Genomic DNA, 26572 nt, shown 5'->3' with positions numbered 1-26572 from the left:
CGTTCAACCGGGTACAAATGTCGTTATTGACAAGCTTTTTATTGTCATATAATTGTCATTACACCTAGTAAATTAGAGGAAAGAGACGAAAGTCACATTAAGGATGGAAAAAACTGATTTTAAACAGTTTTTTATTTCACTTTACTGCCATCGTAAGCCCATTTTACCCATACAGAACCCCAGGTAAAGCCCCCACCAAAGGCAGAAATAATCAGATTATCTCCCTTTTTCAGCTGTTTTTCATAGTCCCATAGCAAAAGAGGAATGGTGCCGGCCGTTGTATTGCCGTATCGCTCAATGTTCATCATGATTTTATCCTCATTCAGGCCAATTCTAGACGCGGTTGCATCTACAATACGCTTATTTGCCTGATGTGGCACTAACCATTGAATATCATTAGAAGTAAGATTGTTTTTTTCTAAAATTTCAGCGCTCACATCTGCCATACCCTTCACCGCAAACTTAAACACAGCTTGCCCTTCCTGATATACATAATGCTGGCGTTTATCTACAGTTTCGTGGGAGGCAGGAAGTACAGAACCGCCGGCGTGCATACATAAATAGTTTCTGCCTGCACCATCAGCTTTTAAAATAAAATCCTTTACACCTAAGTCTTCAGTAGTAGGCTCTAATAAAACAGCACCTGCTCCATCGCCGAAAATAATACACGTAGCGCGATCGGTATAATCGATGATAGACGACATTTTATCTCCACCAATAACCATTACTTTTTTATAACGACCGGTTTCAATAAACTGAGCACCTGTTGCTAAAGCATAAATAAATCCTGAACAAGCCGCAGATAAATCAAATCCCCATGCATTTTTAGCTCCGATTTTATCACATACTACATTAGAAGTAGAAGGAAATCCATAATCACCGGTGATAGTACCAACAATTACCAAATCCAATTCTTCGGCGGAAATTCCTCTTTTTTTAAGAATTTCATTAGCGGCTCCAACACACATTTCCGATAAGCCTCTGCCCTCACCTTTTAAAATTCTTCTCTCTTTTATACCGGTACGAGTAGTAATCCACTCGTCGTTGGTTTCTACCATTGTTGAGAGTTCGTCGTTGGTTAAAATATATTCAGGTACGTAACCTCCAACTGCTGTTATAACTGCTTTTATCATTACTGAAATGCTTGTTTAATTTTTTCACTGAGATTAGCATTAACAATATCCTTTGCTAACAATAACATGTTTTTGAAAGCAGTAGGACTTGAAATACCATGCGCGATTAATACATTGGAGTTAATTCCCAGAATCGGAGTTCCACCGTAAATCTCGTAGTTAAACTTATCGAAATAGTCGTTTTTAATTTTTTGTTTGCGCATCATGGTATAAAAAGCTTCTGCTGTTTTTAACACCACATTGCCGGTAAAGCCCTCACAAACGATTACATCCGCTTTATCATTAAATAAATCGCGGCCTTCCACATTACCTACAAAATGAAAATCTTTTGAATCCTTCATTAAGTTGTAAGTTGCTTGTGCTACTAAATTTCCTTTTTCCGGCTCTTCACCAATATTCAGAAGAGCGACTTTTGGTTTTTCAATTTTATAAACTTCTTTGGCGAGAATAGAACCTAAAATTCCGAACTGGTATAACACATCCGGTTTACAATCGGCATTGGTGCCCACATCTAAGATTAAACCCCAACCGCCATTTTCCTTTGGCAAAGGATTGGCAATGCTTGGACGAATAACTCCAGACACAGCCTTTACAGAAAACATCGAACCAACTAACATGGCACCTGTGTTGCCGGCACTGGAGAAAGAATGAATTTTTTCGTCTTTTAATAATTTGAAACCAATGGCAATGCTGCTATTAGGTTTTTGAGCCAGTGCTTTTGTTGGATGCGCGCCCATATCCAAAACTTCTGTTGTGTGCACAAATTCGAAGCGGGATAAGTCGGCATTTTGCTCTGATAAATATTTTTTGGCATGCACCTCATCACCAATCAAAACAATAATTGCATCAGACGGAAGTTCTTTAGCGGCGAGGATAGCACCGTCTAAACAATTTTTGGGTGCATAATCGCCACCCATGATATCCAAACCAATTTTCATAAACAAATGAGGTTCTCTTAAAGAGGCTAAAAAAACAAATTTAGGTTTAAAATTACAAGTGAACAATTCTAAAGTTATCAACTCTAATTTCTTGCGTGAATTTTAGACTGAAGAGTTTCTGTACTGAATTTCAATTGTATAAGCACACCCTTATCAGTACTTACCTTCAATTTACCATCCAGCTGCTCAGTTAAGGCATGCATTAAAGACATACCCAATGACTGTGATTCTTCTTCTCTTTTGTTATCGCCGCTTATTCCCCTCCCGTTATCATTAATTTCTAATACTATTATTCCATTACTTTCAGAAAGATTAATACAAATGACAGGAGTTTCAGTCATTTGACTAAATGCGTGCTTGAAAATATTTGTCAACGCTTCATTTACCAACAAACCAACCGGAATTGCCTTATCCAATGAAATTTCAATGTCTTGATAATTTTCCTTTAAAATAATGCTTTGATCCTTATTGAAAGTTATCATCAGTTCTTTAACCAGAGAGCCGACATAATCGTGTAAATAAATTTTATTGAGATCGTGTGATCTATACAACATATTGTGCACAAGCGACAAGCTCATGATTCTACTTTTTGTATCATTTAAAATCTCTTTAGTTTCATTATTTTTAGCCTTATCGTGTTGCATATTTACTAATGCCGCGATAATGGAAAGATTGTTTTTTACCCGATGATGTACCTCGGCAAGTAAAATTTCTTTCTCCTTTAATGAAGCATTTAACTTGCCTTGAATTTCTCTTTCTTGCTTTAAGTGGTTGATGATTTCGGAATTTTGATTGACGATTAAACGATTTAACATAAATGACAAAACAGCAGTACAAACAACAGAAAAAACAACATCGTAATACCATAAAAGATTTACCTGTTCAGGTGGTATAGAATGGTTTCGAATACTCGTAAAATCAAAAAAAACGGATATCAGAAAAAATAAAATCGAAATAAAAAAATGCAAAACCGTAAACTTATCCTTAATGGATGGATTATTTAAAAGAACAACTGTTACTGTTAATGGAAAATAAAACAAATAGGCCCCTGATTCGAATGGGTAATACTCATTAACGAAGAAAAGAGAAATATTTATGTACAAAGTAAAAACAACAAGCGAAAGACTATATTTCCCCAGATAATTTAAATAGATGCAAAACAATGCCGTGATAAAGAATGCTAATTGTACCCAAATAGGATATTCTGATTTTAAAAAAACCGCATTACTGGAACCGATAAGTAGAAAAAAAGCTACGATTAAATTAAAGTAGTTCAGTGTTTGTACTTTTCTTTTCTCATGAAAATCGCTGACACGTGAAACGCCTAGGTTGCCGATTCGTTGAATTAATTGTTGCATAGAGAGCCTGCAAAATAATTCTATTTAGAGAAATAAAAAAGCCCCAAACGGGGCTCTTTAAGTTAGATGTTACAAGGATTAAGCGTTTGCTTTTTCCATTACAACTTTTCCTTTATAATATAATTTACCTTCGAACCAGTGTGCACGGTGAAATAAATGTGCTTCGCCGGTTGTAGTATCTTTTGCAATAGTCATATTCGGTGCTTTGTATGTAGCACGACGTGAATCTCTGCGTGAGCGTGATAATTTTCGTTTAGGATTTGGCATGGTTTCTTATTTTAATTCTTGTTAAACTTTATTTTATTTAATTTTTCCCATACGGGATTTGGTTCTGTTTCTTGTACTGAACTTTCGTCCAGTTTTTCTCTTGTTACCTCATCACATTCAACCTCGTCGTCTATTTCGCAAGGAACGCGGCGATAGGGAAGAGCTAACATTATATATTCGTACAAATAGTGAGAAATATCGGCTCCGGCATCTCCTTCATTAATCACCAAAATCTCATCGTTGCTCTCGTCGGGGTTACCGGTTTTTAAAACCAATTCTTCCTGAGATTCGATTGGAAAATCGTAATCAATCAAACAACGATCGCAACTTAAATTAACGGTTCCGTTAATTTCGAATTGCATTTGCATGAGATGATTTTGCTTTAATAATACAATACGCGCATCTAAATCCGCTTTATGTATTTCACTATCTGCAAACTGCTCAAAGAACTTCCCGTCAATTTTAAACTCAAACTCGTGAGTTCCAACAGGCAATCCGGCAAATCTAACTATGTACTGCTTCTTGCCCATTTCGCTTAAAAAAGGGATGCAAATGTAATAATAATAAGGGATTTACAAAAATATTATAGCCCTTCCAGCTCCTTTTTTTGCTTTTGGGGTAAACTATCTACCACACAATCGTAACTGTGATTAATCCATTCTTTTATCAGCTTAATTGGTGTCGAACCATCACAAGTCACTGTATTCCAATGCTTTTTGTTCATATGATACCCCGGTTTCACGCATTTATATGTTTCGCGTAAAGTAATCGCCAAATCAGGATTGCATTTTACATTGAATTCCAGTGGCCTGGAATCTATCCCTGTTAAAAGAAACATTTTTCCCATCACCTTAAAAACAAGTGTTTCCTCATCAAACGGAAAACATTCCTCCACTCCTTTTTTTGAAAGGCAATATTCCCTCAATTCTTCAATATTCATGATTTAACGAATAACGTTAATATGCCCGGTAAAATTATAGGCTTTCCCAAAGTAATCCTTTGCCAGGGCTTTGTAGGTGTAAGTATCCTCTTTTACTAAACTTCCTTTGTATTTTCCATCCCAGCCCTTGTATAAATCGTCCGTACTAAACACCTGCTCACCCCAACGATCATAAATCTGCATCTTAAATTCCTTCACCAAAGTTCCTACAGCATAATAAATATCATTCACGCCATCCGCATTCGGCGTGAAGGTATTTGGGAAATACAAGGTCATGAAATCCTTTACAAAAAAGTCGAATTTAATTGTGGTTCTGCATCCGTTATCACTTACCAAAAAATAATTCACATAATACCATCCATATTCAGACAAATTAAGTACAGCTACCGTATCGCGTAACATAAAACCTGTATTCAAACCTGCAAAATCAACGGTCCATAAACTCGTTGGATGAATGCTGATTTGGAAATTTTCATTCACTGAAGGATCGCGCGGATTGATTGTTACATAGCCATTAAATGAATCATTATAATTTGAAACATTGAACACTGCGGTATTTGTACAACCAACAGCATCTTTTACAATTACATTATAGGAACCGGCACCAAGTCCGCTCGCTGTTTGCGTTGTTTGTCCGTTACTCCAGGTATAAGAAATCGGTGCTGTTCCGCCTAATACTATGGCTGTTGCCTCGCCTTTTTTCTGATCACATTTATCATCTTTAACTACACTGTTAATTGGCAGATAGGTGAAATTATTGATTGCGTATAGTTTGGCAGCCGGACAATTATTAGCGTCTCGTATAGTAACAGTATAAGAGCCCGACGCTAATCCGGAAACAGATTGTGTGGTTTGTCCACCCGACCAATTAAAAGTATATGGATAAGTTCCGCCAATAAGTGTATCAATAAGGATGGCGCCATTCGGTTGATTACAAGTTGCGTGCACAATACTATCCACAATTGTAATTACAGGTTCGAAATTTGATACATTAACCGACATCGTTTTTATACAACCGTCGTTATCGGTAACAGTTACTGAATAATTTCCGGGCAGAAGGTTAACAGCAATTGATGACGTCTGCACGGGGGATGTATTCCACACATAAGTATAAGGCGGAACGCCGCCTAAAGCGTTAGCCATCGCCTCTCCGGTAGCATTATTACAAAGCGCAGGATTAGAAGTTGGCGCCATTGTTAAAGTGGTGGTTGCGAAAATTCTTACCGAATCTTTCTTCACGCAACCGGTAGCATCAGTAATAGTGCAAACATAAGTTCCTAAACCAAGTCCGGTTGCTGCTGCCGATGTTTGTACCGGATTAGTATTCCAGGAATAAGTAAAAGGCGCATTACCTCCATTCGGCACAACAGTAGCAGAACCGTTTACATCCTGCGGACATTTAATATTGGTAATGGATTGTGTTACACTAAAACCGGTACTATGCGGCACTTGAACTGTAATGGTTTTGGTGTAAGGACAAGGATTTTGAAATGTGATTTGACATTGATAATTCCCCGGAGCCAAATTTACTGCTGTAGCAGAGGTTTGTCCACCCGGACTCCATAAATAAGTGGCCGTTCCGGTATAGTTACCAACTGTAGCCGTAGCCGATCCGTTATTCAAATCACAGAAAGAGGTAGTAGTTTGTGTAGCTACCGTAGGGATTTGTGCCTGTGAACAACTAATACCTTGGTATTCTAAAAAAACGCCTGAGTCGTAATCACAATCACCCGCATCCGCAATAGCTAACTTTAAGTGATAGGTTTGACACGGTGTTACGTTTGCTGATGCTGTAAGAGGTGTAGTGAATCCATCGTATTGTATAGTTCCGCCACCTGCATTATTAACATAAAAGCTGCAATTAGTACAAGGTCCGCTATTAGTAGAACCATTATTAATATTATTGATGGTTACTTGTGTAGAGTTAGGTAAACGGGCAATATTATTACCATTGTATGTACCACCCGCAGGGTTAGGTCCCCAAATAAAAAAACCAAACGCATCATTAAATTGGGAACCCACAAATTCAGGATATTCTTCCGAACCGAAAACATATTTTATTTGGAGCGTATTACAAATTGGTTTGATATCGAATTCTAATATACAACCATCGTATGTTGCTTTAGGTTCTATAGCGATTAATTGTGGATCGGAAATACTTGAATTAGTATTAAAGCACTCGCCCTTATCGGCATCATTATTAGTCCCCATGGCATTTGTAGCTTTACCCGTAGTAAGTAAAATACCATTGTTAAGTCCAATGTTAGAGTTATTAGAAAGAAAAATTCCTGAGCCACCGGATCCACAATTAATAACTGCATTTGTAATCGTAACGTTATTTCCTACAATTTGATTCACCAAAGTTGCAGCATTGTTATTGGGAGATACCAATAGTTGTGCATCTAACAGATTAACCGTTAATAAAAGTAAAACTATCAGGTATGTTTTTGTCTCTTTCAATTAGACTATAAAATTATCCTAAAAAGAGTGAATTCAATTGAGAATTATCGTCTTTTAACAAATTTCGTGAAAAGAATAACGTTATTGCTCACCACTTATTGCAAAATAACAGCCACTTATAAAACTCCCCCATTTTGGGCGCAGTTTCAAATACTATTTTTAGAGCGTAAAGCGTTATGAAACAAGTAACAAACACTTAATCTCAAAAACTTTTACAATTAAAACTAATTTACTAAGTTTGGCAATCATAAAAACTAATAATAACTAATAACACATACATCTATGAGCAAGAACAAAACATCAGGAGGATTTCCTTTAGTAGTTTCAGCATTAGCAATTGCTATTTGCATCGGTATCGGCGTTTTCATTTTCACCCAAGTGTTAGGTGCGCCTAGTAACTTTGAAGGTGGCGACCCAATCAAAGGGCATCCGCATAACTTATTAGGAACCATGTACAAAGGTGGATTTATCGTACCTATCTTATTAGGGTTTTTATTTACAGTAATCACTTTCGCTCTTGAGCGTTTTGTTACTATTCAAAAAGCAAATGGTAAAGGTCAAACAGAAAAATTCGTTGCTAAGATTAAGGAATTAATTTCAAGCCACGATTTTGATGGAGCTATCGCTGCTTGCGATGCTCAAAAAGGTTCATTAGCAAACGTAGTTCGCGAAGGAATTGAAAAATACAAATTCGTCATGAACGATTCTTCAATGGATAAAGAAGCAAAAGTTGCTGCTATTCAAAAAGCATTAGAAGAAGCTACAGCTTTAGAATTACCAATGTTATCAAAAAACATGGTGGTTATTTCAACCATGGCCTCTATTGGTACTTTAGCCGGTCTTATCGGTACTGTAGTTGGTATGATTCGTGCGTTCGCGGCTTTGGCAAACGCCGGTGCTCCTGATACTGCAGCCTTAGCAACCGGTATCTCTGAAGCGCTTGTAAACACTTTAGTAGGGATCTTAACTTCTGCTTGTGCGATTATTTTCTATAACTTATTTAGTAACCGTATCGATCAGATTACTTACGCAATGGACGAAGCAGGATTTACCATCATCGGTGAATTCCAATCAACCGGAAAATAATTCACATTCCCTTTAAAATATTTTTTTAAGGGGTTTATGGAATTTTAAATAAGTATTCATCTAAATATTAAAACACTAAGAAAATGTCAAAAAAACCATCAAAAGGCGGCGCTCCAAGCTTAGATATGACACCCATGGTGGACTTAGCTTTCCTGCTCGTTACCTTTTTTATGTTGACAGCTTCTTTTCGTATGGCCGAACCGGTAACGGTTGATCCACCTTCTTCAATTGGTCAGGTAACACTACCAGATAACCACATTATGGTTACTATTGATGATAAAGGCCGTTTGTTTTTTGGAATTAGTAATTCAACAGCTAAAATGGCGGCACTTCGCCAAATGAGTGATAAATACGGAGTAAAATTTACTGAAGAACAAATAAAAAAATTCAGTGGTTTACCAAGTATTGGTGTTGATTTGAAAGATTTACCAAGATACATTGATGCCAGCGAAAATGAACGTACCAGCTTTCAACCACAAAAAGGTATCCCTAACGATACTTTAAAAAATCCACAATTAAAGGATTGGATTTCGTTTGCAGGAAAAGAAGCAGTAATGGCTTACAATGCAGCAAAAGAACAAGCTGAAGCAGCTGGTTCAGATTTTAAAGCAGAGAAGCCACGCTATGCAATTAAATGTGATGGCAAAACCAAATACATTTTGGTTAAAGATGCTATCAAAACATTTACGGATTTAAAAATTTATCAGTTTAACTTAATTACATCTTTAGAAGGCGGCGGAACGGTTACCAATCCACAACCTTAAAGAGTAAATAAAAACATTAACACATGGCAGAAATTGCAGAAGATGGCGGCGGTGGCCACGGCAAAGGTGGCAAGAAAAGAGCCAAGAAGCAGTCGACGAAAATCGATATGACTCCCATGGTTGACTTAGCGTTCTTGTTATTAACGTTCTTCGTATTAACATCAACGTTCAGTAAACCAAAATCGATGGAGTTAACTTTCCCTGCTCCGCCTGAAAACATTCAAGATCAACCTCCGATTAAAAACGGTATAACAATGCTCTTAACTAAAGACGACCGTATTTTTTATTACGAAGGCGAGTTTCGCGCTGAAGCAAATGAAAGCGGACCAAAAACCGAATTGAAAGAATTAAATTTTTCACAAGGCGATGGCGGCTTGCACAAATACCTCGGCGAAAAAAATAAATGGCTTCATGATCAAGTAAAGGAATTGGATAAAAAATTAGAAGCAAAACAAATGGCCGACACTACTTACAAACGTTTAGTGAAGCAAGCCAAAGCTGATAAAACGACTCCAACATTCCTTATTAAAACCGATGACCAAGCAACTTATAAAAACGTGATCGATTTAATTGATGAATTAAATATCAATATCGTTGGTAAGTATGTTGTAGTGGATATCATGAAGTCGGAGTTGGATATGATTAACGAAAAAACAGGAGGTTAAGATGCTACAGAATTGGAATGACCTTACACTGGACGCCCGTAACGAATTGGTTTTTGAAGGCAGAAATCAAAACTACGGCGCCTACGAACTGCGCAAACATTACAACAAGCGCGTTACCATGATTATTGGTGGCATGATTGCTTTCAGTATTGCTTTGTTTGGTTTAAAATTATTTATCGATAACAAACCTGAAGAAGTGGAGAAACCAATTGACATGAGTAATATCGTTGTTGATTTAACACCACCACCACCACAGGAAGAACAACCACCGCCACCACCACCACCGCCACCACCACCAATGGTTGAAATGGTGAAATTCGTTCCTCCGGTGATTAAAGATGATGCGGTGGAAGAAGAACCTCAAAAATTACAAGAAGACGTTAAAGAAACTAACGTTGGTACTAAAGACCAAGAAGGTGAAAAGGATTTGCCTGTGGTTCCGGTTGAAGAAACCGGACCTGCTGAAGCAGCAGCTCCTGAAATTTTTACTGTTGTAGAAGAAATGCCTGAATTCCCGGGTGGAGCAATGGAGATGATGAAATATATCCAAAAGAATATTCAGTATCCGGCCATGGCACGCGAAGCAGGTATAAGTGGTAAATGTTTCTTGAAGTTCGTTGTAAACGGAGATGGTAATATCAGCGACGTTCAAATTCTAAAAGGTGTTGCAGGTTGTCCTGATTGTGATAAAGAAGCAATGCGCGTTGTAAAATCAATGCCAAAGTGGAAAGCAGGTAAACAAAACGGACGAGCAGTACCGGTTTACTTTAACTTACCAATCAACTTTACAATTAAATAGATTTCTCATTAAATTAAAAAAGCCCGGACCTATTGTTCGGGCTTTTTTGTTTTACAATATTGACAAATATTAACGGAACTTATTAAGGGTAATATTTATCTTAGCATCTATGAAATAACCATGTTCCTTATACACAAACATGAAATAGAAGAAATATTGTTATAAAATGCGGCTTTTTAAAAATTTACACATGAAAAACTTGAATCAATCTGTATCGCTTTGGTTTAGCATCATCATGGTTTTATTGGTGGTGTCTGGAGCATTTGCTTTCATTTTTACCGATTTCATGATTGATAGAGTAAGTGGTGGCCGAAGATTAATGATGATTATTGTTTTCTGCGCCTATGCCATTTTTAGAGGCATGCGTGTTTATCAGCAATTAACAAAACGTGAAGAATAATTTTTTAAATAGTTTACTCCTTTTAATTGTACTTGCATTTACAGGATGTGATAATTATTACAAAAATGATTATCAAGACAACTCTCCTACTTCAGGTCAGCTGAAAGTATTTCATGAAGAGGGGCTTAATCTCCACGTGAAAAATCAGCTTTATACTTTCGCCGTACAATACCCCGGTAGTAAATGCGAAAGTATTGTAGCTTTTGAAAACGAATGCATAAAAGCATTATATGATGATTCTTGTAAAGCAATTATGATTAATCGGCTCTTGAGCGAAAACGAAAAAAAATTATTTGCACAAAAACAACTGAATCCGCGCTATTCTGCCATGGCAAAAACAGGCGTTGCACTCATTGTGAATTCGCAAACAAAAATAAAAACCTTAAGCACTGAACAGATAAAGAAATTATTAAGTGATGAATTGATTGTAAAAGATTCTGCAGGAACTGAAATTAAACTCATCGCCATTACCGATAATAAACAATCATCTGTTTCATTGTATTTAAGAGATAGTTTATTAGCACAAAAATCATTTGGAAAAAATTGTTTTGCTGTTGAGAGCAGTTTAGAATTAATTGAAAAAATCGCCAACACACCAAATGCTATTGGGTTTCTAGATTTTGCATGGTTAAGTGATAAAGACGATGAGCTTTATAAAAAATATCAGAATAAAATTCATTTTATTTCGGTTGGTAAGGATAATACTGTTTATTTCGAACCCAACCAAAGTTCATTTAAAACCGGAGAGTATCCGTTTACACGCACGATTTATTTCATACGGCGCTCCGAAGATTTTACACTTTCGCAAGGCTTAGAAACATTTATGGCCGGACCAAAAGGACAAATGACTTTTTTAAAACAAGGTTTATTGCCGGCACGTCAACAAGAACGTGTTATTGAAATAAACATGGCTCCACTTAACGCAGAATAATACATGAGAAAAACAATAATTATACTCTTATTTGCGTTATCCTATAAAGCTTTTCCGCAAGCTGATGAAGCGATTAAAAACCCGGATGTAATGCCTGAATACCCCGGGGGATCGCAGGAAATGATGAAATTTATTTCCTCACATCTCAAAACCGACAGTCTGAAAACCGATAACACAACAAACCAAGGAGGATGTAAAAGCTTAGTAGAATTTACCGTAGATAAAAACGGCAAAGTGGGGCAAGTTTTTATTGTGAGAAGTTGTGTGGGTTGCGCGGCATGCGATGCTTTGGCGGTTAGAGCCATCGAAAAAATGCCTCCATGGAAACCCGGAATAAAGGATGGAAAGCCCGTTCCGGTTAAAATGGGTCTACCTGTGTTTTTCACCCTTAAATAATCCTTAAAAAATGTAAAAAAATGACCGGTATTTAGCCTTTGGCACCAAACTTGAATATCTGATAATTATATTAAATTTGAACTCTATATGACAATGAATATGAAGACCCGTTTAACCCTAGCTGCCCTTAGTTTCAGTGTGTTTACATACGCACAAACTTTACAGGATGCTATCATCAAAACACAAAACGAAAATTACGCTGCAGCCGGATCTGATTTCGCTACCATCGTTAGCAAAGAACCTAGCAAAGGCGAGAATTATTTTTATTACGGAGAAAACTTTTTCGGTAATAATGATTTGGAAGGTGCTAACGCACAATACCAAAAAGGAACTGAACTAAACGCTACATATCCATTAAACTATGTAGGATTAGGGAAAGTATTATTATACAAAGGCAAAGAAGCGGAAGCTAAAGCCATGTTTTATAAAGCTGCCACTTTAGGTGCAAATAAAAACACCGAAGTGATGCGTAAAACCGCGGAAGCCTATATCAATGCGGAAAATAAAAATTTAGATGAGGCTATTAAATTATTAAATGACGCTATTAAATTAGACGCGAAAAATCCTGAGAATTATATTTTGATGGGCGATGCTTTATTGGAAAAAAATCCAACTGATGGAAGTGCGCCAATTAAAAATTATCAGAAAGCATCTGAGTTAAACCCGAAATCTACCAAAGGTATTTTACGCGAAGGTAAGTTATACCAACGCGGACGTAACTACCAATTGGCTATTGATTATTACAAAAAAGCTTTAGGTATTGACGCGACTTTCGCACCTGCTTACCGCGAATTAGCGGAAGTGTACATGATGGCAGGACGTAATAAAGACGCCATTGAATACTGGAAAAAATATTTAGAATTAAACAACAGCAATGACGCGCGCTACCGTTACTTCACTGCGCTTTATAACAACAAACAATATGCAGAAGCCATTGCGGAAGGTGAAAGTTTAATGAAAGCCGGTTACAGTAATTTGTACATTCCTCGCTTAATGGGTTATGCTTATTATGAAATGGGGAATAAAACCGACACCATGGCTTATGTAAAAGGATTAGATGCCATGACGAAGTTTTTCGACTTATCATCGAAAGAATCAAACTTCAAATATTTACCAACCGATTATAAATACAAAGGAATGTTACTTTCTAAAAACGGTAAAGACTCTTTAGGTGTAATTGAAATGGAAAAAGCAATCGCCATGGACGCAAGCGGTAACTGCGAATTATGGGCTGAGGTTGGTCGTATTTGGGCGAAAGCAAAAAACTATAATAAATCTATTGCGGCATGGGAAAAACGCACTACTTGCTCAAAAGCAGTTAACGGTCAAGATAATTTTGAATTTGGAAGAACGTGTTACTTTGCCGGTGGTGCTCAATTAAGAGAAGCCTCTACCATTAAAGATGCTAAAGCAAAAACAGCGAAAGAAGCCGAGGCAACACCCTATTTCGTAAAAGCAGATACGTGTTTTTCCGGGTTAATTCGCAGCAATCCAACCTTCCCTGCAGGTTATTTCTGGAAGGGTCGTGTTGAAACATACCTAGATCCTAACAATACTCAATGGCTGGCAAAGCCGTTATTTGAAAAAGCTTTAGAACTAACGAAGCCAAATGAAAAAACAGGTAGCTACAAATCAAATGTTATTGAAGCATTGGAATATTTAGGGTATTATCACTTAACTCAAAATGCGAATAAACCAAATCCTGAATCGGATAAATACTTTAATGAGTTAAAAACGATTGATCCGAATAACGTAAAAGCTAAAAATTATTTTACGCCTCCAAAAAAGTAACTAACTCTAACTTGTTTAAAGCCCTGTCTTTTTCCAAAATGAAAAGACAGGGCTTTTTTATATCTTAGCATTTCATGATTACTAAAAATCGTATTTACGGTTTAGACTTAATGCGCTCACTCGCCATGTTGTGTGTTATAATTACACACAGTGGATATGGGTCACTTTTCGGTACACGTTATGGAATTGTAGCGGTAGAGTCTTTTTTTGTTGTCAGCGGCTTTTTAATTGGCGGGATTTTGCTTCGTGATTTTAAAGACCAAGCAGACCTTAGTAGCGTTACCCATTTCTGGAAAAAAAGATGGTTTAGAACACTACCTCTCTATTATGTTGTTCTTCTTTTAAAGTTTATCTTAATCGACCCAAGTATTGGATGGAACATATTGTACTATTTTACCTTTTTACAAAGTAATTTTTACGGGATTGATTATTTAAATGTTAGCTGGACATTGGTGGTTGAAGAATGGTTTTACTTATTAATGCCGTTGTTCTTTCTCATTTTTTTCAGAAAAGGTATAAAGCCAAAAAACTTTTATATTCTTTTAGCTGCGTTTATCATTGCCGACAACTTGTTACGCTATTTCTGGGTTCTAAAAACCAATTATCCTTATGGCGCTATGGTAGGTAACTTTGTTTTCAGAATGGATTCCAATTTAATTGGAGTTGGATTAGCAGGCATACGCATGTTTCATCCTGAAATCTTCAAAAAAATGTCGCATGTTAAATATTTTATTTTAGGATTTTCTGCTTTAATAATCGCGTTTATACTTTTTAGCATAGACGGAGGTGGCACTTCCGACGTTAACATACAAGCTGTTTGGGTTAGAAGTTTTTGGTTTTCGATTGTAAGCCTTTTGGTTGCTGTAATAATTCCATTCTTCTATCTTGCTCCGATTTTTGCACCAAAAGAAGGTAAACAACCATTTAGATGGGTTATTACATGGATAAGTTTACTTTCGTATCCTATTTACCTTATCCATGTTGAAATGTATCGTTTTTTAAACAGTACATTTCCTGTTTTCGGCGAAATTCATCCCGCACTTAAATTCGTGAGTCAAAACGCCATTGTGGTGGCTTTTGCCTTACTTCTTTATTTTTTCGTTGACAAACCCGTACTTGATTACCGATCAAAAATGGTAAAAAAATAAAATCCCATTGATTACTCAATGGGATTTTAAATTAAGAAACTAATTTTCTACTTCACAGAATTGTAAACTTCAATTAATTTATTTTTTAATTCGGCTACCGATTTCTTTTCTGCCTCGAGTGAACTAACGTCCTTGCCGTCTTTTTTATCCTTCTCAATTGCGCTGCTTATCTTATCTTCTTTGCTTTGCCAATTATCTACCAAACTACTCTTAATTACTTTTAAAGCACCATAGCGAACATATTGATTACCTGATTTTGCCATTTTCTTTAACTCTGCCGCTCCTGCTAAAACAGTTTCCGGTTTGTTGCAACGCTTCAAGAATTTTCCATATACGCTTGTATAGCCTAATAATTCAAATCCGCTGAATTGTGATTGTGCATTGACAAAGAATGAATGATTCTCATCTGTTCCATTACCTGCATATAAATCAGCAATGGTAAAAATTAACTTCTTGCCTTTTTCATTTTCTAACGATTTTGCTTTTTGCATAGCTAACGTTGGATTTGCCTTAGCCAAACCTTGTAAGGCTGCCGAGAGAATTGAGTACGATTGCTCATTCATAGCCTTTTCATACAATGCTTCCAAATCCTTACCGGTATAATTAGATGCTAAAAACTGAATGGCTTCTGCACGTACTTTTGTATCGGCATCCTTCTCAGAAACAGAAACCATTAATGGTTTTAATTCAGCTTCATTTTCTTTCGCTACTCGCCCTAACATACTAATTGCATCCATGCGAAAGTTTTTCCACTTCTCATTTTGCACGGCTTCTTTTACCAATTCATAAACTTGCTTATCGCTTAAATTATTTCTGAAATAGTTTAAAGCCTCATCTCTGTCGCCCCATAATGGCGCATTTTTAAATTGGTAAGCATACTCTTCTTTCGACTTTTCGTATGTTATTTTAGCAACCAACTGACGTTCTGCATCAAAGTTTACCAATTCAGGTTTGGCACTTACATTAAAGGTAAACGTTTGCTTAGCTTCATCAATTACGATTTTTCTTCTTTCCGCTTTACCTTTAATGTATAAGTCAACATACAAAGGCAAGTGATACAATGGTGTTTCTTTAAAATCTTGTTTCTGTTCTACTTTTAGAGTTACGATTTTATTTGCGTCATCATACTCTTTGCTCACATTTAAAATCGGATGACCGCTTGCCATAAACCATTGGTTAAAAAACCAATTCATATCCTCACCTGTAACCTCTTCAAATGCTAAACGTAAATGATGAATTTCAGCCGGCTTAAAACGGCGATTTTCTAAATACAACTTTAAAGAAGCAAAGAAGGCATCATCACCTACAATTTTACGCAGCATATGCAATATTTGCCCCCCCTTATTATAACTATACGCATCAAACATGTCTTCGCGGTGCTCATAATCGTAACGAATCATGTGAACTTGCTTTTGCTGACTTTGCATGTAATATCCCATACGAGAACTTGCGTGGTGTTCATCAGCCGCATCCCGACCATACTTGTATTCATTCCATAAATACTCGCCGTAAGTAGCGAATGATTCATTTAAAGGAAGGTTACTCCAACTTTCACTCGTCGCCAAATCTCCGAACCATTGATGAAATAATTCGTGTGCGATAACGTCTTCTCCTTTTTTTCCGTCAATCATTTCACGTGTAGTTTGATATACCATGAAATCGCCATGCAAAGTAGCGCTTGTGTTTTCCATAGCACCACTCACGTAGTCACGCGCTACAATTTGCGCATACTTTTGCCAAGGATAATCAACCCCAAGCTTTGTAGAATAAAACTCCATCATCTCCTTTGTATTACCAAAAATTCCTTTGGCATGTGCCTCATACTCTTTCTCCACATAATAACTTACTTCTTTACCTCTCCAGGGTTCATCTGTTACTTTTACAAATTCACCTACGCCCATCATAACTAAATAGGGCGCGTGCGGTAAATCCATTTTCCAATGATCAGTACGCGTACCATCAGCATTTTTTGTTGAGGCAACCAGCAAACCGTTAGATAGTGTAGTATATTTATTATCTACTGTCATGAAGATTTCATTGGTCATCTTTTCGTTCGGACTATCAATAGTCGGGAACCAGGCCGAGTTACTTTGTGTTTCACCTTGTGTCCATATTTGAGGCATCTTATTCGGATCTTCGCCCTTAGGATTGATAAAATACAAACCCTTATCGTCATTAATAGCCTGAGATCCGCCTTTCTTTAATTCATTCGGTTTAGAAATGTATTCGATTTCCACTTTGTATTTTTCATCGGGACGAAACTCACGACCTAAACTAATTTTTAATGAATCGCGTTCGTACTTGTAATCAGTACTTGATAACATCCAGTTTTCACTTGGTTGTGTGGCCTTTTTACCTTTAGGCGCAACAATAGGCATAGTGTTCAGTTGTAAAACCTTTAAACTTTTTATCTCCATACCACGTGCATCCAAATACAACATATTTGTTGGATAGAAATAAGGTTTGATATCTAATACTGCTTTACCAATCAGTTGAGATTTTTGCCAATCGAAACTTACTTCCAATTTAGTATGTAAAATATCATTCGTTAAACTATTGGTTGCTCGATACACCTTTTTCTTTGGTGCCTCATCCGCTACTACTTTTATAGTATCAAGATTTATAGCAGGTTCATCTGCAATGCTTGTAGTATTGTTTGTCTTTGCTGTTGACTGACTCTTCTTTGTGTTTGAACAAGCCAGTGCAAGAACGGTTAAAATTCCAATGGTTAATTTATTGGTCATCATACGGGTTTAATTTGTATGCAAGTTAGCGATTTAGAGGAGTTTTAAAATAACCCAATATGGGTGAAACAAGGAAGCCCAAAATAGTTCACCTTTGTATCAGAAGTTTGTTCATGTTGTTCTAAAATCACGAAGCCCCCTTAAGAGAAATCTTAAAGGGGCTTTAGTTTTAGTGCTCATCCGTCCCGGCATAACCGCGACACCTTCACCACTCAGGAGAAAGAAATGGTTTTAATCCTTTACTCTATTCCATTTCAAGGTTTTCATCATCCAGGCAGGAACCGGCTTTTCAGGGGCACGTTTCCTTAAATCGAGGTACCAGCCCCATTTTTTCATGATTGGGATTTTTTTGGTCTCAACAAATTCAATTAATGTACCGTCCGGATCCTCTATATATGTAAAATGGCCCGCAGCTTCACCCATTTCAAAACCGGCACCCCCATCCACTGTAAATGGATGTCCGGCCTTTTCGCAGGCCTCTTTTAAAGCTTGCATATTCCGAATATCAAAGCATAAATGAATAAACCCTAAATCTCCCCAAAAACGATTTTCGAATATTTTACGGGGACTGTAATTATACACTTGCACCAGTTCTATATAACTACTGCCAAACATTTCGGCAAAACTGGCTGTACGCTTTTGTGAATGCGTTAATAAAATACGACGGCATTTTACATTTCCACCAGGAAGAGATTTTAAATCTTCAAATTCTCCCTCCTTATCATACACTACTTTATCATAACCCAATACTGCAGCATAAAAGTTTTTAGATTTTTCGATATTACTTACACCAATAATCATTCCTACCGGTCCGCCTGTTGTTTTTAACCCTTTCCCAAACCAGTCTTTTCCTTCCACAACTTCAAAAATATTACCGTATAAATCCTTGATGAAAAAATGCTCTTCGCCATTTGGGGATTTCACGATATCACTTAATAAAGTAGCGCCTTTAGCTTTCAGAAACGCATAAGACTCCTTCACATTTTCACTTTTAATTTTTGCAACAAATAAACCTAAATCACCTAAATGTGGCTGAAAAGTAGCCGGCTGAGGCGTACGGCTGGTGTATTGCCAAATTTCGAATCCGCCACCGCCTTTAAGGTTAATTGCCAAAATAGCATGTCTGCTTTGCGGTTTTCCACCCGTATAAGGCAGCATCAAATTGGCTTCGGCAGCCTCTTCAAAAATAGGAATATCCATACCGAAATGCTGACGGTACCACTTAAATGCCTCATGTACGTTAGGAACTCCAATCCCAACTTGTTGTATGCCTGCTATTAAATATTTGCTCATAATTAAGGGCAAATATAGAGACTAATTTGACTTATAAAACCGTGATTTTTCCAAGGTAATTATTACATTTAAACAAATTTTTAGCTATGTACGGAACATTTAAAGATCACTTACAAAACCAGCTTAATGATATTGAAGCAAACGGTTTATTTAAACGCGAACGTGTTATTACCACCCCACAAGGTGCGTCAGTAAAAGTAAACGGTAAAGACGTAATTATTTTTTGTGCCAATAACTATCTTGGTTTATCGTCGCACCCAAAAGTAATTGAAGGAGCTAAAAAAACCTTAGACAGTCATGGTTACGGCATGAGTAGTGTTCGCTTTATTTGCGGCACACAAGACATTCATAAAACCTTAGAACAAAAAATTGCCACCTTCTTAGGACAAGAAGACACTATTTTATACGCTGCGGCATTTGACGCAAATGGTGGTGTATTCGAACCTTTATTTGGAGAAGAAGATGCGATTATATCCGATGAGTTAAATCACGCTTCAATTATTGACGGTGTACGTTTGTGTAAAGCACAGCGCTATCGTTACAAAAACAGTGACATGGCGGATTTGGAAGAACAATTAAAGAAAGCACAAGCACAACGTTATCGCATTATTGTTACTGATGGTGTATTTAGCATGGATGGTTACGTGGCGCCGCTAGATAAAATTTGCGATTTGGCTGATAAATATAATGCCTTAGTCATGGTGGACGAAAGTCATGCCACAGGCTTCATTGGCAAAACCGGACGAGGTACTGTTGAATTAAAAAATGTAATGAAGCGCGTTGATATCATTACCGGTACTTTAGGAAAAGCTTTAGGTGGTGCGATGGGCGGATTTACAACCGGTAAAAAGGAAGTTATAGAAATATTGAGACAACGGTCGAGACCTTACCTCTTCTCTAATTCATTAGCACCACACATTGTTGGTGCAAGCATTGCCGTGTTTGATTTATTAAGTCAGACGACCGAGTTACGAGATAAATTAGAGTGGAATATCAATTATTTTAAGAAAGGCATTAAAGCTGCCGGTTTAGAAATAAAAGAAGGCGACAGTGCTATTGTTCCGGTAATGCTTTATGATGCTAAACTATCACAAGTATTTGCCGATAAATTATTACAAGAAGGCATTTATGTAATTGGATTCTTCTTTCCGGTTGTTCCGAAAGGACAAGCCCGTATTCGTGTACAGTTATCAGCGGCACACGAAAAGGAACATTTAGATAAAGCTATTGCCGCATTTGCAAAAGTTGGAAAAGAGTTGGGAGTGATTAAATAGTTGTATTATATAATTCGTAGAATTGGGATGTGATGAGGGCACTCTAATTGGTTCACTGTTTAATATAATAATTATAAATTAGCAAGGTTTAAAATTAACTGCTGTATGGAATATCTTTCGACATCTGCGTTAGCGAACGAGTTAGAGATTAAATCATCAGATCTATTTGACAAACTAAAAGCTAAAGGCTGGATAGATAGAAAAAATGAAAAATGGGTTCTAACAGAACTAGGTAAACAAAACGGTGGTCAAATTAGAAACAATCCTAAGTTTGGAGACTATATCGTTTGGCCACATAATATTTCTTTTGAAGACAATGAACAAAAGATGAAAACAAAACTTATTAATGCAACTGCCATAGGTAAACATTTTGAAATTTCATCTCAGAGGCTAAACCTTATTTTATCTGAATTAGGCTGGATTGAAAAGGATATTGCAGGCTGGCAAGTAACAAAGTTGGGGAAAAATCTTGGCGGTAAGCAATTTGAACACGAAACCTCTGGAGGAACATATGTGCTATGGCCTGACAGCATTTTGAACAATAAAAACCTTGTTTCTGTTTTTAAAGACAGTTCTACAGCTCCGGAAATTCAAAAAACAATCCCAGATAAGGAACAAGAGATAGATAAAAAAAATACCGATAATTTTCGTGAAAAATTTCCAGCAAGCTTCAGAACAAAGGATGGACACATGGTTCGTTCGCGTGCCGAAGTAATTATAGACAACGCTCTCTATGATTATAAACTTGCTCATGCATATGAAAGAAAGCTTCCAGTTGAAGAAGAGGTATATTCTGATTTCTTTATACCTACTGAGAATGTCTATATTGAATTTTGGGGAATGGAAGGTGACCCTAAGTATTCTGAAAGAAAAAAAGCAAAGATAGATATATACAAAAAATATGACTTTAAACTAATTGAGCTTAATGATAACGACATATTAAATCTTGACGATCATTTGCCGAAAAAATTATTGAAGTTCAATATTAAAGTTTATTAACCTTGATATAGAATAAGGTGATAAAATTTCATTAAAGCTCTATCCACTTCACCACCGTTTCATTCACCACGCCTTTAAAAGAATTATTTAATCCATACGGAGAATGCTTTCCGTTTGGCAATGTAAAGAGCTGATTTTTTATTTTCTTGAATTGAAGTGAATCAGCTAACTGTTTGCTTTGTGAGAAGGGCACAACATCATCATCCAACGCATGGATTAATAAAACAGGAATATTTTTTATGTTGTGAATTGGGCTCGCTTTTATTACTTCAGGTTCATTTTTAATATAATCTCTTCCTAATACATCTTTATACAAATTTGGCAAGCCCCATTGTTGAGTGAGTAGATAAAAACTATCGTCGTTAAAATTTGTAGGTCCGGCAAATGATGTCACAGATTTAATATCTTTTTCCCCCAATGTATAAGCATATAATAACGCAAGGTGGCCGCCCGCGCTGGTACCCAACAAATGAACCTTGGTAACGTCTAAAGAAAAATTTGCCGCATTATTTTTTAAGAACAACAATACGCCCCGTATATCAGCTAGCATATCGTTTAATTTTGCTTTTGGCGCCAAACGATAATTAATGTTGGCAACACAAATTTTCTCGTCATAAAAATCAGTGGCCATGTCTGTCCAAAACATATTTTTATCGCCTTGTACCCATGCGCCACCATGAATAATAACCAAAAGCGGTGTTTGCGCATCTCTGTTTTTTGGCAAATACAAATCAAGATAATTAAGTGTGTCTTTACCGTACTTCAAATCCTTTAATACAAAAGCTTCATCTGTCGGATACTTTGGCTTAAATACTTCAGGTGGTTTCACGCGATTAAAAAACGTATACAAATAAACACCTATTATTGCCAATGCTAAAGCCGCCACCAAGTACAAGCCTTTTATATTGTTAATGAATTGCATTTTTATTGTAATAAAATTAATGAAATAAAAATTAACCCGCTCAATTCTTTTATACTGCTCAAATATTTATTACCTTCATCTTACTAATGTCAAAGCAAAAAGCATATACTCTTGATCCGTCACCGGAAGATTATAATTTTTTGCTTTACGGAATTGCTTGTCCGGATAATCAGTATTTTATTGTTAATTCCGTAAACGATGCTTTGGGAATCGATTTGCGTTTAGAGGAATACATCGACTTAAGTCATCGTATGGGTAAGGATTTTAAATTTTCTTTTTATAGTTTTTTCGATGAGGCATTAAATCTGGAATATAATTTAATTCCGAACCGCAGTAATTATGTGGCACAGGAAAACAATGAAAAAGAAGGTGGTGATTTATTCTCGCTTTTTAATGAAACTGTTGATGAGAGTAGTAAACTGATTCCGGAACTTACAAAAACAGATTATCTGCTATTAATAAAAGGCGACGAGCATTATCATCACAGTTATAAAATTGCGGAAGCGTTAAAGAAAATTCCTGAAATAATTACTCTTCAGGAAATAATTCCTGATCAATTAAGCAGTAAAAGTAATTTAATTTTCTAGTTTACTTTTTCAGCAAAGCATCCCAGCCTTGCGCTTTTAATGCTGCGACTGTTCCTGATTTAGTAACGAGGTTGGTTCCCTTTTCTTTATTGGTAATGTGTCCTATGACTGAAAAATCAGGAAGATTTTTTACCTTATCATAATCTGCTGCATCAATAGTGAAAAGTAATTCATAATCTTCGCCGCCACTTAAGGCGCAAACAGTTGCATCTAAATTAAATTGACGTGCCGTATCATAGGTTTGAGAATCGATTGGAATTTTCTCCTCATACAATTCACAACCCACATTAGATTGTGTGCAGATATGCAAAATTTCGGAAGCTAAACCGTCACTCACATCCATCATGGAGGTTGGTTGTAAATTTAAATCGGAAAATAATTTAACGATATCCTTTCTTGCTTCCGGCTTTAGCTGTCGCTCTAAAATATAATCCTTACCTTCTAAATCAGGTTGGATGTTTGGATTTTCCTTAAAGATGGTTTTTTCTCTCTCTAAAATTTGCAAGCCCATATAGGCTCCACCCAAATCTCCACTCACACATAATAAATTTCCTTCTTTAGCACCATGGCGATACACCACTTTATCTTTCTCGCATTCACCTAAAACAGTAATATTAATTACCAAACCACTTAGTGAAGAGGTTGTATCTCCGCCCACTAAATCAACACCGCATTTCTGACAAGCTAAAAGCATTCCTGCATATAACTCTTCTACTGCTTCCAAACTAAAGCGACTGGAAATTGCCATGCTTACAACAATTTGCTTGGGCTGACCATTCATCGCATAAATATCGCTTAGGTTCACTATAACAGATTTGTACCCCAAATGCTTTAAAGGAACATACGTTAAGTCGAAATGAACGCCTTCCACTAACATATCACTCGAAACCAAAGTAACTGTATTTGTATTTGTGTAATTAATGACAGCCGCATCATCACCAACACCCTTAATGGTTGAAGGATTTTTTAATTCAATATGTTCGGTAAGATGTTTAATTAAACCGAATTCGCCTAATGCACTTAACTCTGTTCTTGTGTTATTTTCCAACATGATTACGGATTTTTACGAATATACGAATGTATAGTCAATTGTTTTAATGTTCATTTACAATGCGTTTGCAACGAACCCCTTCTGGCGTGAATATTATCACAATACCCAATTTTAAGCCCGTTACTTTTAAATAATTTGAGATTTGTTCGAGATTTTTCTTCGACAGATAACCACTTTTTTTAAGCTCAATAATAATTTTACCATCTATCTCAAAATCGAGATAATTTGTTCCAACTACTTCTCCCTTATACTCTACATTATACTTTACTTGCTCCTTATAACCTATATTCTCTCTCTTTAATTCAAGAGCGAATGCTCTTTGGTAAGTTTTCTCAAGATGCCCAAAACCCAATTCATTAAAAACAGAATAAGCTAAACCCACTAACTTATAACTAAGTTCCGGGTAAATTAAATCTTGTTTATTTAATACAGGCTTCAAACTCTTACAAATATATAAACACAAATTCGTAACATTCGTATTGATACGTACTCTATTATTTTTTAGCGTGACCGTAAACTATATAATGATACCCTTTTGGTAAATTATTAAATACAACTGAATCGATATGCCCGAACACGTTGCGAGAAGCTTCATTAAAACCAAATGCTCCCATGAATCCTGCCGTGTGCAATTCTGTATCAGTGAATTTATTCAAGTAATTTTTTATTTGTGAATAGTGCATATAATTCCAATCCTTCGCCCACTTCACGAAATTCTTTCTGAAGAAAGAATGAAATTTACTTGCTCTTAAATTTTCAGCAAATAGAAAAATTCCACCCGGCTTTAACGCCTTATAAATTTCATTGATACTTTTTTCTATTCTCTCATCCTTTCCCTCACGCCCTACTCCACCTAAAACAGATTTCAAAATGATGACATCAAAATGGTTTTCGTAAGGAATTTCTACCGCATCGAAACATTGATAGTCTATTTCTCCTTTTAATTTTAAAGATGAATGATGATTTTTAATTTCATCCGGTGTTGGCTTTATGTCGTTACATATTACACTATGTCCCTTCGCTGCCAGCCACAATGACAATCCGCCTTTGTTTGCGCCAATCTCCAAACACATCAGTTTTTTATCCTTAGGAATTACTTTTTCCCAATGTAATAATGCGTTCGACCAGTTTTTCACATCCCAGCCAAGTATATCTTTATTGCTAAGCTCTCGCTGCATTATTTTAGTTTAACGCAAACGTTTTTAGGCTCTGTAAAGAAATCAAAAGCTTCGAATCCGCCTTCACGACCCACACCGGATGATTTCACACCGCCAAACGGCGTACGTAAATCACGCAACAACCAACAATTAATCCAAACAATTCCGGTGTGTAATTCTGAAGCCACTCGATTCGCCTTTGTGATATCCTGAGTCCAAACTGTAGATGCTAAACCATACATGGTTGAATTCGCCATCATTAAAACTTCTTCCTCCGTATCGAATGGCGTAATTGTTACTAGCGGTCCGAAAATTTCTTCCTGATTCGTACGGCAATCGTAACTTAAACCTTCTATAACAGTTGGTTCTACATAAAAGCCGTCCTGAAATTCTCCCTCTATAATCTTACGTTTACCGCCACATAAAACCTTCCCGCCCTCTTGCTTTGCTAATTCAACATAACTTAAAATCTTCTCCATGTGTGGTTTTGAAACGACTGCGCCAATTTTCACACCATCCTGGAGGGGTGGACCAACCGTTAGTTTCTTTGTTTTCTCAACGAAGTCGTTCTTGAATTTTTCATAAATAGGTCGCTCTACAAATATTCTTGAGCCGCATAAGCAAATTTGTCCCTGATTCGCGAATGAAGACAACATCGTTGTCGATAACATTTTATCGTAATCGCAATCGGCAAAAATGATATTAGGGTTTTTCCCGCCTAACTCTAAAGACATTTTCTTGAACATAGGACCTGCCACACTTGCAATATGCGCGCCCGTTTTTGTTCCACCCGTAAATGAAATAAGAGGAATATCCTTATGCGAAACAATTGCATTTCCAACTTTTGGACCTAATCCATGTACAATATTTAATACACCTTTTGGCAATCCGGCTTGAATACAAATTTCCGAAAGTAAATAAGCCGTCATTGGCGTTACTTCGCTGGGCTTTGCAACTACAGTGCATCCGGCAGCCAATGCAGGAGCAATTTTCCAGGTAAATAAATACAATGGTAAATTCCAAGGAGAAATACATCCTGCAACACCAACCGGTTGACGTAAGGTGTAATTAATCGCTGTATCTTCCATTGCATGTGCATGCGATGAATAATGCAAAATGCCGGTAGCATAAAAATTAAAATTAGCGGCAGCGCGTGGAATATCAACTGTTTTTGCCAAGTGAAGCGGCTTACCATTATCAACACTTTCAATAAGCGCTAACTTGTCTAAATTTTCTTCTATCAAAAAGGAAATTTTTTGAAGAATGCGTGAGCGGGTTTCTTTTGGCGTATTACTCCAAGCTTTGAATGCTGCCTTTGCCGCTTTTGTTGCCAACTCTACATCGCGCTCATCACTATCAGGAATCAAAGAATAAACTTTTCCGCGCGAAGGATCAATGTTATCAATATACTGATTAGAAATAGGCGCTACTAGTTCGCCATTGATGTAATTTTGAATTTTACTCATGTA

26 protein-coding genes are annotated in these 26572 nt (G+C 36.7%); 12 read left to right on the top strand and 14 right to left on the bottom strand.

Annotated features, from left to right (window positions below; genetic code table 11):
• Window positions 1-131 precede the first annotated feature (131 nt).
• The 7 genes from J0L69_03905 to J0L69_03875 form a co-directional block, all read right to left on the bottom strand.
• A complete protein-coding gene (locus J0L69_03905) occupies window positions 132-1133 on the bottom strand; it encodes a ketoacyl-ACP synthase III (protein ID MBN8692314.1) in 1002 nt (333 codons plus the stop codon).
• On the bottom strand, window positions 1133-2071 hold the full coding sequence (gene plsX / locus J0L69_03900; protein MBN8692313.1) for a phosphate acyltransferase PlsX: 939 nt from the start codon (window positions 2069-2071) through the stop codon (window positions 1133-1135). The genes J0L69_03905 and plsX overlap by 1 nt, the downstream gene beginning before the upstream one ends.
• A gap of 83 nt (window positions 2072-2154) precedes the next feature.
• Window positions 2155-3429 carry a sensor histidine kinase gene (locus tag J0L69_03895; GenBank protein MBN8692312.1) on the bottom strand — a complete coding sequence of 425 codons (1275 nt, stop codon included), beginning with the start codon at window positions 3427-3429 and terminating at the stop codon, window positions 2155-2157.
• 78 nt (window positions 3430-3507) lie between these two features.
• A complete protein-coding gene (gene rpmF / locus J0L69_03890; protein MBN8692311.1) occupies window positions 3508-3696 on the bottom strand; it encodes a 50S ribosomal protein L32 in 189 nt (62 codons plus the stop codon).
• 11 nt (window positions 3697-3707) lie between these two features.
• Window positions 3708-4226 (bottom strand): DUF177 domain-containing protein, encoded by a 519-nt coding sequence (locus tag J0L69_03885; GenBank protein ID MBN8692310.1) that lies wholly within the window; start codon window positions 4224-4226, stop codon window positions 3708-3710.
• A 53-nt stretch (window positions 4227-4279) separates the two neighbouring features.
• Window positions 4280-4636, bottom strand: coding sequence for an MmcQ/YjbR family DNA-binding protein (locus J0L69_03880; GenBank protein MBN8692309.1), 357 nt, complete (start codon window positions 4634-4636; stop codon window positions 4280-4282).
• A gap of 3 nt (window positions 4637-4639) precedes the next feature.
• On the bottom strand, window positions 4640-7096 hold the full coding sequence (locus J0L69_03875; protein MBN8692308.1) for a choice-of-anchor L domain-containing protein: 2457 nt from the start codon (window positions 7094-7096) through the stop codon (window positions 4640-4642).
• Between the two features lie 282 nt (window positions 7097-7378).
• Between J0L69_03875 and J0L69_03870 the strand changes: the two genes are divergently transcribed.
• The 9 genes from J0L69_03870 (at window position 7379) to J0L69_03830 (ending at window position 15076) form a co-directional block, all read left to right on the top strand.
• Complete coding sequence (locus J0L69_03870; protein ID MBN8692307.1) at window positions 7379-8182, top strand: MotA/TolQ/ExbB proton channel family protein; 804 nt, start codon at window positions 7379-7381, stop codon at window positions 8180-8182.
• A gap of 83 nt (window positions 8183-8265) precedes the next feature.
• Entirely contained in the window at window positions 8266-8946 is a 681-nt protein-coding gene (locus J0L69_03865) for a biopolymer transporter ExbD (protein ID MBN8692306.1), read from the top strand.
• Window positions 8947-8969: 23 nt separating this feature from the next.
• On the top strand, window positions 8970-9611 hold the full coding sequence (locus tag J0L69_03860) for a biopolymer transporter ExbD (protein ID MBN8692305.1): 642 nt from the start codon (window positions 8970-8972) through the stop codon (window positions 9609-9611).
• 118 nt (window positions 9612-9729) lie between these two features.
• On the top strand, window positions 9730-10410 hold the full coding sequence (locus J0L69_03855) for an energy transducer TonB (GenBank protein MBN8692304.1): 681 nt from the start codon (window positions 9730-9732) through the stop codon (window positions 10408-10410).
• Between the two features lie 190 nt (window positions 10411-10600).
• Window positions 10601-10810 (top strand): hypothetical protein, encoded by a 210-nt coding sequence (locus J0L69_03850; GenBank protein MBN8692303.1) that lies wholly within the window; start codon window positions 10601-10603, stop codon window positions 10808-10810.
• Window positions 10800-11741: a substrate-binding domain-containing protein gene (locus tag J0L69_03845; GenBank protein ID MBN8692302.1), complete on the top strand. Its 942-nt coding sequence runs from the start codon at window positions 10800-10802 to the stop codon at window positions 11739-11741. The genes J0L69_03850 and J0L69_03845 overlap by 11 nt, the downstream gene beginning before the upstream one ends.
• Window positions 11742-11744: 3 nt before the next feature.
• The gene (locus tag J0L69_03840) at window positions 11745-12137 is read left to right on the top strand and encodes a TonB family protein (protein ID MBN8692301.1); all 393 of its coding nucleotides are present in this window, start codon (window positions 11745-11747) and stop codon (window positions 12135-12137) included.
• Between the two features lie 93 nt (window positions 12138-12230).
• The gene (locus tag J0L69_03835) at window positions 12231-13928 is read left to right on the top strand and encodes a tetratricopeptide repeat protein (protein ID MBN8692300.1); all 1698 of its coding nucleotides are present in this window, start codon (window positions 12231-12233) and stop codon (window positions 13926-13928) included.
• Between the two features lie 74 nt (window positions 13929-14002).
• Window positions 14003-15076, top strand: a complete 1074-nt coding sequence (locus J0L69_03830) for an acyltransferase (GenBank protein ID MBN8692299.1) — start codon at window positions 14003-14005, stop codon at window positions 15074-15076.
• A 47-nt stretch (window positions 15077-15123) separates the two neighbouring features.
• Here the strand turns inward: J0L69_03830 and J0L69_03825 are convergent, their stop codons facing one another.
• Both J0L69_03825 and J0L69_03820 read right to left on the bottom strand, forming a co-directional pair.
• Window positions 15124-17823 (bottom strand): DUF3458 domain-containing protein, encoded by a 2700-nt coding sequence (locus tag J0L69_03825; protein MBN8692298.1) that lies wholly within the window; start codon window positions 17821-17823, stop codon window positions 15124-15126.
• 228 nt (window positions 17824-18051) lie between these two features.
• Window positions 18052-19113, bottom strand: coding sequence for a VOC family protein (locus J0L69_03820; GenBank protein ID MBN8692297.1), 1062 nt, complete (start codon window positions 19111-19113; stop codon window positions 18052-18054).
• Between the two features lie 86 nt (window positions 19114-19199).
• Between J0L69_03820 and kbl the strand changes: the two genes are divergently transcribed.
• Both kbl and J0L69_03810 read left to right on the top strand, forming a co-directional pair.
• Window positions 19200-20387, top strand: a complete 1188-nt coding sequence (gene kbl / locus J0L69_03815) for a glycine C-acetyltransferase (protein ID MBN8692296.1) — start codon at window positions 19200-19202, stop codon at window positions 20385-20387.
• Between the two features lie 105 nt (window positions 20388-20492).
• Window positions 20493-21386 (top strand): glycerol kinase, encoded by an 894-nt coding sequence (locus tag J0L69_03810; GenBank protein ID MBN8692295.1) that lies wholly within the window; start codon window positions 20493-20495, stop codon window positions 21384-21386.
• 31 nt (window positions 21387-21417) lie between these two features.
• Here J0L69_03810 and J0L69_03805 read toward each other — a convergent pair whose 3' ends face one another.
• Window positions 21418-22308, bottom strand: coding sequence for an alpha/beta hydrolase (locus J0L69_03805; GenBank protein ID MBN8692294.1), 891 nt, complete (start codon window positions 22306-22308; stop codon window positions 21418-21420).
• A gap of 86 nt (window positions 22309-22394) precedes the next feature.
• Here J0L69_03805 and J0L69_03800 point away from each other — a divergent pair, with 86 nt between their 5' ends.
• Window positions 22395-22895: an IPExxxVDY family protein gene (locus J0L69_03800; protein MBN8692293.1), complete on the top strand. Its 501-nt coding sequence runs from the start codon at window positions 22395-22397 to the stop codon at window positions 22893-22895.
• A gap of 1 nt (window position 22896) precedes the next feature.
• On the opposite strand, the gene thiL is transcribed toward J0L69_03800, so the two are convergent.
• From thiL to J0L69_03780, 4 genes are read right to left on the bottom strand one after another with little or no spacing between them, the layout of a single operon-like run.
• Entirely contained in the window at window positions 22897-23946 is a 1050-nt protein-coding gene (gene thiL, locus J0L69_03795) for a thiamine-phosphate kinase (protein MBN8692292.1), read from the bottom strand.
• A 43-nt stretch (window positions 23947-23989) separates the two neighbouring features.
• Window positions 23990-24385 (bottom strand): GxxExxY protein, encoded by a 396-nt coding sequence (locus tag J0L69_03790; GenBank protein MBN8692291.1) that lies wholly within the window; start codon window positions 24383-24385, stop codon window positions 23990-23992.
• Window positions 24386-24440: 55 nt separating this feature from the next.
• Window positions 24441-25124 carry a class I SAM-dependent methyltransferase gene (locus tag J0L69_03785; GenBank protein ID MBN8692290.1) on the bottom strand — a complete coding sequence of 228 codons (684 nt, stop codon included), beginning with the start codon at window positions 25122-25124 and terminating at the stop codon, window positions 24441-24443.
• Window positions 25124-26569, bottom strand: coding sequence for an aldehyde dehydrogenase (locus J0L69_03780; protein ID MBN8692289.1), 1446 nt, complete (start codon window positions 26567-26569; stop codon window positions 25124-25126). The genes J0L69_03785 and J0L69_03780 overlap by 1 nt, the downstream gene beginning before the upstream one ends.
• Window positions 26570-26572 lie beyond the last annotated feature (3 nt).

The organism is Bacteroidota bacterium (assembly GCA_017303905.1).
Classification (GTDB): Bacteria; Bacteroidota; Bacteroidia; order B-17B0; family Aurantibacillaceae; genus JAHEYG01.
This window is presented reverse-complemented; position numbering and strand designations above follow the sequence as displayed.